Origin of the sequence: Streptomyces luteireticuli, assembly GCF_041519305.1 — a bacterium.
Classification (GTDB): Bacteria; Actinomycetota; Actinomycetes; order Streptomycetales; family Streptomycetaceae; genus Streptomyces; species Streptomyces luteireticuli.
The window spans coordinates 52,966-66,871 of the sequence record NZ_CP167928.1; the positions used below are offsets into that span (position 1 = coordinate 52,966).

Consider the following 13,906-nt stretch of genomic DNA (forward strand, 5'->3'; position numbering starts at 1 on the left):
CCGATGGCGACGACTGGTTCCACGGCTGCCCGGACTGCCACCTGCCCATCCAGGGTCGGGGCCGCCGGCCTCACCGCCCACCGCCGCACCGTCCACACCAACGCCGGTGACCCGCGCATCCCCATCACGATCCGGCTCGACCTCTGACTAGGAGATCCGCATGACCGTCCAGACCAGGACCGACACCTTCGCCGCGCTGCGCGACTGCTTCGCCACCGACCTCGCCGCCCTCATCGGCGGCCCGCCGCAGCGCGGCGTCACCCCGAACGACTTCATCGACCTGGTCGAAGAAGTCCGCGACGTCCTCGCCACGTCCAGCCTCGGCCACTGGCAGGACGCCAGTGAGGAACTGGACTCCGCCCTCACCTACCTCACCGACGCACTCACCAGCCCGGACGGCGACCAGCGTTCGCTTCTGGCCTGGGCACGCACCCACCTGCGCGACGGCATCCAGACGGCCAGCTGATCCCCGCCCGAGTTGAGCGCACTCTGTGCCGCCCCGGACCCGCACCGCCGGGCCGGGGCGGTCGCAGTGGCCCCTCAACCACGAACACGACGAAGGGAGATGGACGTCATGCGCCTGCGGTACTACGAGGTCGACGTCCCGATACACCACTCAACGGACCAGGCAAAGCGCGGTCATCACGTCCTCACCGGCCGTGCCACCGGACCCGGTGAGGCCCTGGCGGCCGCGCACAACGCCTACGACAGGGCCGTGCAGTACGTGTCCGCCGGCCGCGCAGTCCCGGACGACTCCAGCGACGGATGGGCCGTTCACGGTCTGCGCCCCGACTGGGTCATGGACTGGCACAAGGCCACCACGAAGGCGTGGATCAACCCCAACAGTCTGATCTGAATTCGCCCCGGGACGGCCGCCAAAGGCCGGAAAACCAGTCGGCCGCCCCGGGCCCACCCATCCCGCATGAGACGAGAGGGAGCCACCAGTATGGCCTCCAACACCCACGCACAGGCCCGCTTCGCGCAGTGCGCCCTGTTCCTGACCACGGTCGCGGTCCCGCTGACCGGCTGGACCGTCCACGCCGTGGCACTGCACCGCCGCCTGGCCGCCGCAGGCCGCGACCCGCTCACCGGCGCCCTGCGCCGCGAAAGCTGGGAACCGCAGGTGCAACGGTTCATCAACCGCTACGGCGACAACGCCCTGGTCCTCGTCCGCGACATCGACCACTTCAAGCGGTTCAACGACGACTACGGCCACGCCGTCGGCGACCTGGTCCTGGCGACCACGGCCGCCCGGATCATTCAGTGGGCGGGCAGCCGCGGCGTCGTCGGACGGCTCGGAGGCGACGGCGGAGACGAGTTCATCATCGCCGCCTGGGTCGGCCCCGGTCGCCGCACCGTCCGTCTCGACCAGCTCAACCAGGCCCTGCACGAGCCGGTCCCCACCGGCGACGGCCACACCGTGCCCGTCGCCGTCTCGGTCGGTGCTGCCTCCGCGGACGTCATCGGCACCCGGGACCGGTCACGGCTGATGCGCGCCGCCGACGCCGCGATGTACGCCGGCAAGCACACCGGAACCGTCATCCAGGCCAACATCGAGCACGCCGACGCCCCGAGCATCAACGGACGCCGCGCCGGGCGGCTCGGCACCCACACCGTGGCGAGGGCCGCGTGACCGCCGCCGAACTCGAGGGCGGCGACTGGATCCGGGGCATCACGATCCGACAGCCCTGGGCCACCTGCGTCCTCGCCGGGAAGAACCCGGAAAACCGGCCCAAGCCCTGGACATGGCGCAGCTGGGTCCTGCTGCACGCGGGGCAGACCCTCGAGCGCACCGTGCTGCACGACCCGCTGGTCGCCACCGCGATCCGCGGCCGCGAGCTGCACCGCGGTGCGGTCATCGGCGTCGCCCGCCTGACTGACTGCCACCAGGACGAAGGCTCTGCGCTGTGCACCAGCCCCTGGGCACAGCGCGACGCCCATCACCTGGTCCTCGCCGACGTCCAGGAGCTCGCCCTGCCCGTGCCCGCGAAGGGCGCGCTCGGCGCCTGGAAGCCGACCCAGGACCTCGTCGACCAGATCCTCCTCCAGCTCCCGCACCTCCGCCCGGAGGCCACACCATGAGCAGCACCCCGCAGGACGACCGCGACCGTGTCCTCCCCTGGCCCCACCCCGCCCGCAAGCAGGAGCCCACCCGATGAAGCGCCTCTTCCGCCGCCCCGGCCGCGCGCCCGGCATCCTCTCCCCCGACGACCAAGCCACCGTCGACGACTTTCGCGCCATGCTCACCGCCGTGCGCGATCCCCAGCCCTGGACGCCAGGCTGCTCCCAGGACATCGCCGTCCGGGTCGGACCGTTCGTCGAGCGCGCGCACCCACGCCCCGGCGACGACCACGGCACCGAGATGATCGCCGTCGCCCTGGTCCACCCCGACACCCCGCACGCCGCGGCCTACCTCCACGGCCGCCAGCTCGGCTACACCGACCGAGGATGGCTGCGCTGCGAGACGACCGCGATCCTCGGAACCTGGCAGCGGGCCTACACGATGCTCACCCACGCCGCCGCGCACCTGCCCCTCCCCGACGACATCGGCATGCCCTCCGCCCACTACGGCGTCGATGTCGAAGCCCGCCGTGCCGACGGCACCGGCTACGCGGTGCTCCGCCTCGGCCCCTACACCCAGACCTGGCTTGCCTCCCGCGACGCCGACGGCTTCAACACCGAACTGGAAGGCCGCGCCGCCCTCGTCGTCCCCGGCTTTACCGTCACCGCGAACGATGCGGTGTTCGACGTCAGCGACCATGACAGCTATATCGACCCGCAGGACGTCGACATCGCGGTACTCCTCGCCGACGCCATCGCGGGATGAGTGCATGACCGCCCCGGCCCCCGTACGCCCTTCCCCCGTATCCACGTCTCGACCAGCATCACTCGGGGTGCCCCTGCAGCAGATGCAGAATGGAGTGAGAGGCCCGATAGGGCCGGCCGTGCCTCACCCCGAAGGTCCGGGCTCCGCTGGCCTCCTGACAAGCGGCTAAGCGGTCTTGAGTAAGTGCGTTGTGTTTGGTGCCAGTGCTGTGGCTCGTCGTGTCATGGCTTGGTCGACGGCAGCGTGCAGCGTGGCGGTGCTGGTGTAGGCGCGGACTGGCATGTCCTCGTACTTCACCGAGCGCCACACGCGCTCGATGTGGTTCAGCTCCGGTGACCTGGGAGGGAGGTAGAACAGGTGGACCCCTATGGCTTCCAGCTCCTCGCGTCGTCCCTTGAAGAGCCTGGCGTGGTGGATCTGGGCGTTGTCCATGACGACCGTGCACGGCCGGTGCCGCCGCCAGGTGGACGGCGGGCCGGCGAGCTGGTCCGCGCCGTCGGGCATGCGGGCGATCCGCCGGCAGACGAAGTCGAGGACCATCCGCGCGTCGATCCTGTGGTCAACGGCAGTCCAGACCAGTTCGGGGTCCGGTCCGGTTCCGCTGAGGGCGCCGAGCACGTTGACCCGGCGGTTCTTGGTGTCCTCGCGCCTGACGACGGGACGTACCCCGGTGCGGGCCCAGGTGAAACCGGTCGGGAGAGTCGGGGAGAACCCCGACTCGTCCAGGAAGTACAGGTCCTCCTCGCCCGCTTCGGCCCTCAGCCGTACAGCCGTAAACCCTCCAGCCGCTCCCACGCGGCGGCCTGGAGGGCCGGGTCGGCCTTGTGCCGCAGGCTGTCGCGGGTGCGTTTCCAGCGGAAGCCGTCCCGGTGCAGCAGGACCGACAGCCAGGACGAGTCGATGTCCACCCGGCGCTCGCGGCGCAGCCACTCGGCCAGTGCGGGCAGTGTCCACGTCGTCCCCGCCTCCGCCGCGGCGTCGAGCATCGCCTCCAGCGCGTCCAGGTCCTCGCGCTTCCAGCGTGGCGGACGGCCCGCGCGCGGTGCGTCAGCCAGGGAATCGAAGCCCCCGTCGAGGAACCGGTGCAGTGCTTTTCGCACCGTGACCTCGTGCTTCTCGACGACCGGCGCGATCTTGGGCACCGTCCAGCCCCTCGCCGACAGGCGCACGCACTCCAGCCGCATCCGCTCGTTGACCGTCAGGTCCCGTGCCCTCAACCGCCGCCGCAACCCGGCAACTTGCGTCGGCGACAGCTCCACCCGCAGTGGCTTCATCGCCATGGCAGCCCCTCCTGCCATGCCATCTACCCAAGCCACACCGCAAATCACCAAGACCGCTTAGGTACTTGCTGACCTCGCAGACGATGGGTCCGGTTCGTCTCCCGAAGGTGGGGATGAACCGGACCCATCTCGTGTTTCAGGGCCCCGTTTCCAATGGAAACGCCCGCTCGGCCAGGGGTATTGCCCCGATTTATGATGCTTGGTCGGCGACGCGAAGACAGGTTCTGGTGACGCCGAGAGGCGACGTTTCCATTGGAAACGCTACTCTCAGGCCGTACTTCTGATCGCAGTCCTGGAGAATCAATGGCAGGCGCGCTCCCGCGGCCCAAGCGCAAAAGCACCAAGTCCACCCCTCAGGTTGCGCCCGAGGAGGTCCTCTACACAGACAAGGACCGCAGCGGCGACACCTTGGATCTGGATCCCGCGACCTTGTGCCCCAACCCGTTCAACAAGCGGGAGATGAAGGGGGTGCCCGAGCTCGCCGCGACCATCAGTGAAGTCGGCCTCCTGCAGAACATCGCGCATATCCGCGCCGAGGTCTGGCTCCAGACCTACCCGGACACTGCCGACAAGATCACCGCACCGAACGTGATCCTCTTCGGCGAGCACCGCTGGCGCGCAATCGAGCAGTTGGGATGGAAGACCATCCCCAGCGTGCTGCGCGACGACAAGGTGGAGGACGCCCGTCTCATCACCCTGATCGAGAACCTGAGGCGTGCTCAGCTCAGCCCGCTGGAAGAAGCCGAGCACTACCACGCGCTCCGCGAGTCGGGCTTCTCCTACGAGCAGATCGCCGAGAAGGTCGGCGAGACCGCTGACGGCGCCATCTCCAAGGGCACTGTCTGGAAGCGCGTCAAGCTGCTCGACCTCGCTCCGGAGGTGCAGCAGGCGCTGCGAGACGGGAGGCTGAAGGTCAGCTCTGCCGAGAAGGCTCAGAAGCTGGACAGCGGGGACCAGCGGGACTACCTCGCCCTCGTACTCGGCGGCGCGCGACCTGCAGAAGCCCATGCCCAGGTCCTGGCCCGCCAACGCCAGGTCGATGAGGCCCTCGATGATGTCACCGTTTCCAATGGAAACGCCGGCGGCGGAGATGTGGCCGCCACCGAGGCGTCATCGGCGAACCACCTCGCCGTTTCCAATGGAAACGGCGAGGTTGAGGCCGACAACACGACATCGCTGCCGAACGAAGAAGCCGTTTCCAATGGAAACGCTGCGGGCAGCCCGCCAGCCCAGCGCAAGCCGAAGCAGAGCAAGTCGCTCGCGGGGAAGGATGAGTCCGACCGCCGGGCTGCAGCAGCAGCCCGGGATACCGCCTGTCGCCTCCTCATCGAGACCGTCGACACGGACGACGCAGCGACCCACGAACTGCTCCTCAGCGTGCTCACCGCCACCCTGCTCGCCCCGCAGCAACAGTCCGCTGCACAGCAGCGTGCCTTCGTCTGGCTGCGTGAAGTCGACCGCCACGGCATCGACGCCACCGACGCCCTGGCCTACTTCGGCGCCGTGCAGGAGTCAGGCGATATCGCCCTGCAGCGCCTTGCCGCCTTCGCGAGTGCCCTGGCCGCTGCAGAACTCCGCACGGTTGCCCGACGCCAGACCTGGACCAGCCGCGAGATCCACCACCTCAGCATCCTCCAGAAGCACGCCGACTACGAACCACAGACCGAGTGGGAGAAGAAGGAACTCGGCCTGGTCGCCGCAGGAGGAGCCCGATGACCGCCACTGCTCTCAACCGCCGCTTCCGCCCCAAGGGCCGTAGCTGGCCCCTCATCTGGTCCTACGTGATCGAGTGCGGCGGCTCCTCGAAGACCACCAGCGTGACCTCGATGGCCGTCACCGCGGCCCTGCGCGAGTACCCCGGGGTCGTCTTCGACCTGGACAGCAACATGTCGTCCTCGCTCGTCCTCGGCTACGACAAGACCGCGCTCAAGGGCAAGAAGACCTCGCTCGACCTGATCTACGGCGGCGCGACGCTGGACGAGGTCGCCCTGCCTGCTCGCTACCGCATCGGTGAGGGCTACGACGACGACGCGTTCGCCCCCATCCCGAACCTCCGGGTCGTGCCCAGCAGTTCGGCCATGGCCGGCGCGGACACCGCCATCGCAGAGGACCCGGACCGCAACGACTGGTTCGCCGAGATCCTCCATGCCTACGAGGGCGACGACACCGTGTTCTACATGGACTTCCCCGCGAGCTACGGCAGGATGCCCTACTCCGTCCTGCGCATGATGGACGAGGACGACTCCGTGATCCCCTCGGTCAAGGCCGACCCGAAAGACGTCCGCCTGGTTCAGGGACTCATCGAGGAGCTGGAGCGAGTACGGGACAAGAACCGTAACCGCCGCTCCGTACCCGGCCGCCCCACGCTCAATCACATGCTCCTCACCGGAACGCCGACCAAGACCTACAAGGAAGCTGCCGCCCGCCGCGCTGCCGAGCAAGCCGAAGCCTTGTACGGCTCGATCCTGCTTCCGTACGTGCGGTACTCGGCCGACGCGAAGAAGCTGTATGAGGACGAGTGCCCGCTGCCGGTCCTCCTGCCGAACAGCAACCCCTCCGTGGACTATCGCAAGGTGATGACCCACCTCGGCTTCACCGAGCGAGCAGCCTGACCGTTTCCAATGGAAACGCCGCGCGTACACCTCGCGGAACAGAAGGGCCGGTTCCCCTCAATGAGGAACCGGCCCTTCTGTTCCTGGTGGTCGGGGCAGGTGGGGCGCGGATGCCAAGGGGAACCTGTCTACGCGTCTTACCGGGCATTGGCCCGAGTCTTCCTGCGCTGCCTAGATGGTCCGGACACTGTCGATATCGTCCCAGTGAGCCACGCATCGGAGGGGGACAGTATGGGCATGCCGCACACGGGTGAGAGCTACAACGGTCGCCACAGCCGATTTCGAGGGCTCGTCTTGGACTTTGCGGGGGTGCTGACAGCAGACCTCCGCCCTGTTCACCGTGCCTGGTGTATGAGCGAGGGGCTCGATCCCGGTGCATGGTGGTACACCCTCGGCGACGACCCGGTTGGTCGCAGCCTGTACGAGCAGCTCGAGGTCGGGGCGCTCACCCAGGAGGAGTGGAACCGGGAGACCGCGCTGCTGCTCGGGCTCGAACAGCATGAGAACTTGATGGGCCGGGTGTGGGCCGACGTCGAACCGGCCGCCGACATGGTGGCCGTGGCGCGGGCGGCCCGTAAGGCCGGGTACAAGGTCGCGATGCTCTCGAACAGCTTCGGCCTGCACCCCTACAACCCGTACGAGGCCCTGGGCGTGTGGGAGCTGTTCGACGTGACGGTGATCTCCGAACGCGAGCGGGTCGCCAAGCCGGACCTCGCGATCTACCGGACGGTGCTGGAGCGCCTGGACCTGCCGGGCGAGGAGTGCGTGTTCGTCGACGACTACGAGTGGAACCTGGCCCCTGCCCGCGAGGCCGGCATGACTACGGTGCTTGCTCAGCCGGGAAGCGGGGCCGCGGCGCGCGTGGAGACGTTGCTGGGGATCGACGCTGGCTGTACCGCTTGAAGCGGCGGTGGGGTTGGTCCACCTGAGCGGAAGACGTATGCCTCGGCGCGACCGGGGAGACGATCGGCGCCGTCAACACGCTGCCGAAGCCACAGAGCTGACACGGTGGGGGAGAGGTATCGACGACGCGGACGAGCCCACCTTCGATACGTCGCCCGCGATGCGTCCTCGGTGCCAGCGGACGCGCGCATTCTCCGCTGGGGCTGCCTTCGCGGTCCGAAGATGTGACCGGGTTCCGGTTCGAGGGATGTGCCGGGGCGGGTACCGTCCGGGTACGGGATCGCAATTCCAGGGGAGCCCTGTGGTGAGCACGGAACCGACGATCGGCGACAACCTCGCCCGCCTGCGCAGTCAGGCTGGCCTGACCCAGCGGGAACTGGCCGGAAGGTCGGGCGTGGGCCTGCCGACTATCCGGGGCCTGGAACGCAACGCGCGGACCACCGCCTTGATGGGCACCCTCGCCAAGCTTGCCCGGGCTCTGGACGTGAAGCCGTCCATCCTGCTCGGGCAGCGCCAGACCCTCCACCAGGACGACGCCCCCAAAGAGGACGGCATCCGCGCGCTGCGACGGGCGGTCCACCCGTTGGAGACCCTGCCAGGTTTGCAGCTGGCCGAGCAGGAGGCGGGCACGCTGACCGCCGCGGACCTGCGAGGCGAGGTCGAGGTGGCCTGGCAGCGGTACTGGGACGGCGCCCTGTCGGAGATGATGGGTGGCCTGCCGGCGTTCCTGGCCGCAGCCCGGGCAGCGGCTGAGGAGCTGCGGGGCGACGAGCGGCGCTCGGCCCGTGCCGCGCTCGCCCGCGGCTACCAGGCCGCCGCGTGGGGGGCGGTACACCTAGGCCAGGACGACCTGGCCCGCACAGCGGTGGAGCGGTCCCTGCTGGCCGCACAGGGCACTGACGACGCGGTGCTGATCGCCGGGGCGTTCAACGCCTTGGCGTGGGTGCTGATGCGCCAGCAGGAGAACGAGATGGTGGCCACGGTGGCGACCACCGCCGCCGACCAACTCCGAGTGCGTTTTATCCGGGAGCACTACCCGGCGGTGCGGATGTACGGGCGGCTGAAGCTGTCGGCGATGACGGCGGCCGCCCGCCTGGAGGACTACGCCACCGCCCACGAGCTGCTGGCCACCGCCAGGCGGTGCACGGCCATCGTGGACGCCGACGCCACCGATCTGGTCAACGGGGCCCACCACGCGGCCTTCGGCCCCTCGCTGGTGACCATGGTCGGCGTCGAGCTGGCCATGGCCGAGGAGAATCCGGACGAGGCCCTGCGCCTGGCCCGGCAGGTGCCACCGACCCGGCGCATTCCTCCGGTCGCCCGGGGCCGGCACTTGCTGGACGTGGCCCAGGCCCATACCTGGCAGGGCCGGTACGCCGAGGCGGTGCGCACGCTGGCGAAGGTGCACGCGATGGCGCCGGAGTGGATGCGCTACCAGGTCCACGCCCGCGAGGTTGTCTGAGGTTCCCCCGCTGCGTGAGAGTTGCTGATCAGCAGGTCGGGACGGGTTGATGGGTGTTCAGGTTCGCTGGTTCGGCCGTCGCCTGGTCGGTGTAGTGCTTCTCCTCGAACTCGATCGGGCTGAGGTAGCCGAGCCGTTCTTGGATGCGGCGGGGGTTATAGAAACCGTCGATGTACTCGAAGAGCGCGAGGTTCGCCTCGGCACGTGTGGCGAAGGTGCGGCCGCGCAGGCCCTCGGTCTTGATCAGCATCCACAGATTTTCCGCGAGGGCGTTATCGTACGAGTCCCCCACGGACCCCATGGACGCCTCAATTCCCGCCCGCACCAACCGGGTCGTGAGCTTGATGGACGTGTATTGACAGCCGTGATCGGCGTGGTGAATGAGCTTGCCCGGCTCGACCTCGCGGGACGAGAGGGCGTACTCGAGGGTGGTCAGCACCAGGTCCGCATCGGCGCGGGCGGAGGTCTCCCAGGCGACCACCCGGCGGGAGAACGCGTCGCGGATCGCCGAGAGCCACAGCGGCCCCTCGCCGGTCGGAACCATTGTGAGGTCGGTGACCCACAGCCGGTTCGGCGCGGGTGCGGTGAAGTCCCGGTTGACCAGGTCCGGGGCCAAGGTGGCCTTCGGGTCCCGGCGCGTGAAGCCGCTCTTGCGGCGTGGGCTCACGCCCGCAAGACCGTCCTCGCGCATCAGCCGTTCGACCCGCTTGCGGCCCACGCGGACGCCCTCCCGTTTGAGGACGGCGTGCACCCGCGGCGAGCCGTAGATCCCGCCGGAGTCGGCGTGGATCGTGCGGATCTGCTCGGTCAGCTCGACGTCCCGGCGGCGCCGTTCGCACGGCTCCTTCTCCGCGCGGCGCCAGCGGTAGTAAGTGGCGGAAGGGATGTGGAGCTCCCGGAGTACGCACTCGACCCCCAGGCGGGGATGCTCGTCAACGAGCGCCGTCACCTGGGCCGGGTCGGGTCGAGTTGCGCCGCGAAAAACGCCGAGGCCGTCCGCAGCACGTCGTTGGCCCGCTTGAGCTGGGCGTTCTCCTTGCGCAGGGCCGTGAGCTCGGCCCGCTCGTCGGTGGTGAGCCGGTCGTCGCGCTCGCCGGCATCGGCCTCGGCCTGGCGGATCCAGCCGCGCAGGGCCTCCGGATGCACGCCGAGGTCGACGGCCAGTTTCTTGATCTGCGGCCTCGGGTCGGAGGTGCGGTACATCCGCACCGCACGCTCACGCAACTCCAGCGGATATCTTCTCGGGGCAGCCATGGTCGAAGGTCCTCTCATGAGTCCCATCTGACCCTCTGTCAACTGACTCCGCATCTCGGGGGAAGCTCAGTCCGCCAGATCCAGGAGTCCAAGGGCCGCCGCCGACTTCCGGGCCTGGCTCCGCTCGCCCGGCACATGAACGTCCTGGCCGCGTAGCCGCCTGGGAAGTGATGCGCGGCGCATCACCTCGCCGACAGCGATCTCAGCAGCACCAACCGTGCCCGTTCCCCGGGCGTGCCCAGCGCGGTTTGCTCGGGTGAGGCCGCCCGGGGCTGGAGCCCTGCGCTCCCCTGGGGCCCCGGGCGGCGCCCTACACAGCGCGGCGGGCTGCCGGAGATGTGGTGATGAGTCGGCGGTCCGTCGCCATCACACCCACGCAGAGGAACCTCCTCGATGAGCCCGACCGTAACTACCCAGACCAGCAACCCGACCCCGACCCGGACCCCGGTGTTCGTCTCCCACGTCGAGCCGTTGAAGAGGGACGTCGTCTACGACGACAGGGCCAGTCAGGCCGCATTGCCCGTACGGGTCCGCTTCCGGGACGGAACGAGCGCCGAGGCCGTCCTAGTCCTTACCTCCGGCCAAGTCGAGCTCCTCCACCTCCAGTTGGAGCAGACGATCGACAAGCGGCGGGACGCGTTGCGGAAGAGGACTGAGGAGCGCGAGGCCGCCGAGATGGCCCGCCGGGAAGGCGGAGACCGGTGAGCGCCCAGCAGGATCTCGGACTTGGGCACCAGGCACACCCACTGCTCGGCCGCCTCGTCGTGGATACCGCCACCGACCGCACCGGGGTTCTGCGCGCGGTAGCTCCTGAGCAGGTCGAGGGCCCCGGCGGCCGGTCGCGCATGGTGACACGGGCCTGGCTGGCCCCCGAGCACGGTGGACGGGAATGGACCGCCCCCGTGGACCGGATCACGGCGGCAAATCGGTGAGCGCCCGGCATGCCCGTGACGACGCCATCGATACCGCACACCCTGCCAGGGCCTTCCTCGCTCTGGCTTCCATCGCCCTCGGCGTGCCCGTCGCCGTGATCCTGGATGGTCACGGCGGCGCGCTCCTAAGCGGTCTTGAGTAAGTGCGTTGTGTTTGGTGCCAGTGCTGTGGCTCGTCGTGTCATGGTTTGGTCGACGGCAGCGTGCAGCGTGGCGGTGCTGGTGTAGGCGCGGACTGGCATGTCCTCGTACTTCACCGAGTGAGCTTCCCCCGAGATGCGGAGTCAGTTGACAGAGGGTCAGATGGGACTCATGAGAGGACCTTCGACCATGGCTGCCCCGAGAAGATATCCGCTGGAGTTGCGTGAGCGTGCGGTGCGGATGTACCGCACCTCCGACCCGAGGCCGCAGATCAAGAAACTGGCCGTCGACCTCGGCGTGCATCCGGAGGCCCTGCGCGGCTGGATCCGCCAGGCCGAGGCCGATGCCGGCGAGCGCGACGACCGGCTCACCACCGACGAGCGGGCCGAGCTCACGGCCCTGCGCAAGGAGAACGCCCAGCTCAAGCGGGCCAACGACGTGCTGCGGACGGCCTCGGCGTTTTTCGCGGCGCAACTCGACCCGACCCGGCCCAGGTGACGGCGCTCGTTGACGAGCATCCCCGCCTGGGGGTCGAGTGCGTACTCCGGGAGCTCCACATCCCTTCCGCCACTTACTACCGCTGGCGCCGCGCGGAGAAGGAGCCGTGCGAACGGCGCCGCCGGGACGTCGAGCTGACCGAGCAGATCCGCACGATCCACGCCGACTCCGGCGGGATCTACGGCTCGCCGCGGGTGCACGCCGTCCTCAAACGGGAGGGCGTCCGCGTGGGCCGCAAGCGGGTCGAACGGCTGATGCGCGAGGACGGTCTTGCGGGCGTGAGCCCACGCCGCAAGAGCGGCTTCACGCGCCGGGACCCGAAGGCCACCTTGGCCCCGGACCTGGTCAACCGGGACTTCACCGCACCCGCGCCGAACCGGCTGTGGGTCACCGACCTCACAATGGTTCCGACCGGCGAGGGGCCGCTGTGGCTCTCGGCGATCCGCGACGCGTTCTCCCGCCGGGTGGTCGCCTGGGAGACCTCCGCCCGCGCCGATGCGGACCTGGTGCTGACCACCCTCGAGTACGCCCTCTCGTCCCGCGAGGTCGAGCCGGGCAAGCTCATTCACCACGCCGATCACGGCTGTCAATACACGTCCATCAAGCTCACGACCCGGTTGGTGCGGGCGGGAATTGAGGCGTCCATGGGGTCCGTGGGGGACTCGTACGATAACGCCCTCGCGGAAAATCTGTGGATGCTGATCAAGACCGAGGGCCTGCGCGGCCGCACCTTCGCCACACGTGCCGAGGCGAACCTCGCGCTCTTCGAGTACATCGACGGTTTCTATAACCCCCGCCGCATCCAAGAACGGCTCGGCTACCTCAGCCCGATCGAGTTCGAGGAGAAGCACTACACCGACCAGGCGACGGCCGAACCAGCGAACCTGAACACCCATCAACCCGTCCCGACCTGCTGATCAGCAACTCTCACGCAGCGGGGGAACCTCAGAGCGCCACACGCGCTCGATGTGGTTCAGCTCCGGTGACCTGGGAGGGAGGTAGAACAGGTGGACCCCTATGGCTTCCAGCTCCTCGCGTCGTCCCTTGAAGAGCCTGGCGTGGTGGATCTGGGCGTTGTCCATGACGACCGTGCACGGCCGGTGCCGCCGCCAGGTGGACGGCGGGCCGGCGAGCTGGTCCGCGCCGTCGGGCATGCGGGCGATCCGCCGGCAGACGAAGTCGAGGACCATCCGCGCGTCGATCCTGTGGTCAACGGCAGTCCAGACCAGTTCGGGGTCCGGTCCGGTTCCGCTGAGGGCGCCGAGCACGTTGACCCGGCGGTTCTTGGTGTCCTCGCGCCTGACGACGGGACGTACCCCGGTGCGGGCCCAGGTGAAACCGGTCGGGAGAGTCGGGGAGAACCCCGACTCGTCCAGGAAGTACAGGTCCTCCTCGCCCGCTTCGGCCCTCAGCCGTACAGCCGTAAACCCTCCAGCCGCTCCCACGCGGCGGCCTGGAGGGCCGGGTCGGCCTTGTGCCGCAGGCTGTCGCGGGTGCGTTTCCAGCGGAAGCCGTCCCGGTGCAGCAGGACCGACAGCCAGGACGAGTCGATGTCCACCCGGCGCTCGCGGCGCAGCCACTCGGCCAGTGCGGGCAGTGTCCACGTCGTCCCCGCCTCCGCCGCGGCGTCGAGCATCGCCTCCAGCGCGTCCAGGTCCTCGCGCTTCCAGCGTGGCGGACGGCCCGCGCGCGGTGCGTCAGCCAGGGAATCGAAGCCCCCGTCGAGGAACCGGTGCAGTGCTTTTCGCACCGTGACCTCGTGCTTCTCGACGACCGGCGCGATCTTGGGCACCGTCCAGCCCCTCGCCGACAGGCGCACGCACTCCAGCCGCATCCGCTCGTTGACCGTCAGGTCCCGTGCCCTCAACCGCCGCCGCAACCCGGCAACTTGCGTCGGCGACAGCTCCACCCGCAGTGGCTTCATCGCCATGGCAGCCCCTCCTGCCATGCCATCTACCCAAGCCACACCGCAAATCACCAAGACCGCTTAGACGAGA

20 protein-coding genes are annotated in these 13,906 nt (G+C 69.1%); 14 read left to right on the top strand and 6 right to left on the bottom strand.

What is annotated here, in order from left to right; translation table 11 throughout:
* The first annotated feature begins 3 nt into the window (after positions 1 to 3).
* From AB8735_RS35755 to AB8735_RS35780, 6 genes are all read left to right on the top strand, one after another.
* Positions 4 to 147 carry a hypothetical protein gene (locus tag AB8735_RS35755; RefSeq protein ID WP_372412032.1) on the top strand — a complete coding sequence of 48 codons (144 nt, stop codon included), beginning with the start codon at positions 4 to 6 and terminating at the stop codon, positions 145 to 147.
* Between the two features lie 13 nt (positions 148 to 160).
* Positions 161 to 466 (top strand): hypothetical protein, encoded by a 306-nt coding sequence (locus AB8735_RS35760; RefSeq protein ID WP_372412033.1) that lies wholly within the window; start codon positions 161 to 163, stop codon positions 464 to 466.
* A 99-nt stretch (positions 467 to 565) separates the two neighbouring features.
* Complete coding sequence (locus tag AB8735_RS35765) at positions 566 to 856, top strand: hypothetical protein (RefSeq protein ID WP_372412034.1); 291 nt, start codon at positions 566 to 568, stop codon at positions 854 to 856.
* 90 nt (positions 857 to 946) lie between these two features.
* Positions 947 to 1,633, top strand: a complete 687-nt coding sequence (locus AB8735_RS35770; RefSeq protein ID WP_372412035.1) for a GGDEF domain-containing protein — start codon at positions 947 to 949, stop codon at positions 1,631 to 1,633.
* Positions 1,630 to 2,082, top strand: coding sequence for a hypothetical protein (locus AB8735_RS35775; RefSeq protein ID WP_372412036.1), 453 nt, complete (start codon positions 1,630 to 1,632; stop codon positions 2,080 to 2,082). Before AB8735_RS35770 ends, AB8735_RS35775 begins: the two co-directional genes overlap by 4 nt.
* A gap of 73 nt (positions 2,083 to 2,155) precedes the next feature.
* Positions 2,156 to 2,827, top strand: coding sequence for a hypothetical protein (locus tag AB8735_RS35780; RefSeq protein WP_372412037.1), 672 nt, complete (start codon positions 2,156 to 2,158; stop codon positions 2,825 to 2,827).
* Between the two features lie 165 nt (positions 2,828 to 2,992).
* Here the strand turns inward: AB8735_RS35780 and AB8735_RS35785 are convergent, their stop codons facing one another.
* A complete protein-coding gene (locus tag AB8735_RS35785; protein ID WP_372412038.1) occupies positions 2,993 to 3,622 on the bottom strand; it encodes a transposase in 630 nt (209 codons plus the stop codon).
* On the bottom strand, positions 3,586 to 4,107 hold the full coding sequence (locus AB8735_RS35790; RefSeq protein WP_372412039.1) for a helix-turn-helix domain-containing protein: 522 nt from the start codon (positions 4,105 to 4,107) through the stop codon (positions 3,586 to 3,588). The genes AB8735_RS35785 and AB8735_RS35790 overlap by 37 nt, the downstream gene beginning before the upstream one ends.
* A gap of 303 nt (positions 4,108 to 4,410) precedes the next feature.
* Between AB8735_RS35790 and AB8735_RS35795 the strand changes: the two genes are divergently transcribed.
* The 4 genes from AB8735_RS35795 (at position 4,411) to AB8735_RS35810 (ending at position 9,084) form a co-directional block, all read left to right on the top strand.
* The gene (locus tag AB8735_RS35795; RefSeq protein ID WP_372412041.1) at positions 4,411 to 5,823 is read left to right on the top strand and encodes a ParB/RepB/Spo0J family partition protein; all 1,413 of its coding nucleotides are present in this window, start codon (positions 4,411 to 4,413) and stop codon (positions 5,821 to 5,823) included.
* A complete protein-coding gene (locus AB8735_RS35800) occupies positions 5,820 to 6,719 on the top strand; it encodes a ParA family protein (RefSeq protein WP_372412042.1) in 900 nt (299 codons plus the stop codon). The genes AB8735_RS35795 and AB8735_RS35800 overlap by 4 nt, the downstream gene beginning before the upstream one ends.
* A gap of 237 nt (positions 6,720 to 6,956) precedes the next feature.
* Positions 6,957 to 7,622 (top strand): HAD-IA family hydrolase, encoded by a 666-nt coding sequence (locus AB8735_RS35805; protein WP_372412446.1) that lies wholly within the window; start codon positions 6,957 to 6,959, stop codon positions 7,620 to 7,622.
* Between the two features lie 304 nt (positions 7,623 to 7,926).
* The gene (locus AB8735_RS35810) at positions 7,927 to 9,084 is read left to right on the top strand and encodes a helix-turn-helix domain-containing protein (protein WP_372412043.1); all 1,158 of its coding nucleotides are present in this window, start codon (positions 7,927 to 7,929) and stop codon (positions 9,082 to 9,084) included.
* Positions 9,085 to 9,112: 28 nt separating this feature from the next.
* Here the strand turns inward: AB8735_RS35810 and AB8735_RS35815 are convergent, their stop codons facing one another.
* Both AB8735_RS35815 and AB8735_RS35820 read right to left on the bottom strand, forming a co-directional pair.
* The gene (locus AB8735_RS35815; RefSeq protein WP_372404936.1) at positions 9,113 to 10,033 is read right to left on the bottom strand and encodes an IS3 family transposase; all 921 of its coding nucleotides are present in this window, start codon (positions 10,031 to 10,033) and stop codon (positions 9,113 to 9,115) included.
* Entirely contained in the window at positions 10,030 to 10,338 is a 309-nt protein-coding gene (locus tag AB8735_RS35820; protein WP_372404934.1) for a transposase, read from the bottom strand. The genes AB8735_RS35815 and AB8735_RS35820 overlap by 4 nt, the downstream gene beginning before the upstream one ends.
* A 393-nt stretch (positions 10,339 to 10,731) precedes the next feature.
* Between AB8735_RS35820 and AB8735_RS35825 the strand changes: the two genes are divergently transcribed.
* The 4 genes from AB8735_RS35825 (at position 10,732) to AB8735_RS35840 (ending at position 12,826) form a co-directional block, all read left to right on the top strand.
* Entirely contained in the window at positions 10,732 to 11,043 is a 312-nt protein-coding gene (locus tag AB8735_RS35825; protein WP_372412045.1) for a hypothetical protein, read from the top strand.
* Positions 11,040 to 11,270 (top strand): hypothetical protein, encoded by a 231-nt coding sequence (locus AB8735_RS35830; protein ID WP_372412046.1) that lies wholly within the window; start codon positions 11,040 to 11,042, stop codon positions 11,268 to 11,270. The genes AB8735_RS35825 and AB8735_RS35830 overlap by 4 nt, the downstream gene beginning before the upstream one ends.
* Before the next feature lie 330 nt (positions 11,271 to 11,600).
* The gene (locus AB8735_RS35835) at positions 11,601 to 11,909 is read left to right on the top strand and encodes a transposase (RefSeq protein WP_372404934.1); all 309 of its coding nucleotides are present in this window, start codon (positions 11,601 to 11,603) and stop codon (positions 11,907 to 11,909) included.
* Positions 11,906 to 12,826 carry an IS3 family transposase gene (locus AB8735_RS35840; protein WP_372404936.1) on the top strand — a complete coding sequence of 307 codons (921 nt, stop codon included), beginning with the start codon at positions 11,906 to 11,908 and terminating at the stop codon, positions 12,824 to 12,826. Before AB8735_RS35835 ends, AB8735_RS35840 begins: the two co-directional genes overlap by 4 nt.
* Here AB8735_RS35840 and AB8735_RS35845 read toward each other — a convergent pair whose 3' ends face one another.
* Both AB8735_RS35845 and AB8735_RS35850 read right to left on the bottom strand, forming a co-directional pair.
* Positions 12,827 to 13,354 carry a transposase gene (locus AB8735_RS35845; RefSeq protein ID WP_372412047.1) on the bottom strand — a complete coding sequence of 176 codons (528 nt, stop codon included), beginning with the start codon at positions 13,352 to 13,354 and terminating at the stop codon, positions 12,827 to 12,829.
* Positions 13,318 to 13,839: a helix-turn-helix domain-containing protein gene (locus tag AB8735_RS35850; protein ID WP_372412039.1), complete on the bottom strand. Its 522-nt coding sequence runs from the start codon at positions 13,837 to 13,839 to the stop codon at positions 13,318 to 13,320. Before AB8735_RS35850 ends, AB8735_RS35845 begins: the two co-directional genes overlap by 37 nt.
* Positions 13,840 to 13,906 lie beyond the last annotated feature (67 nt).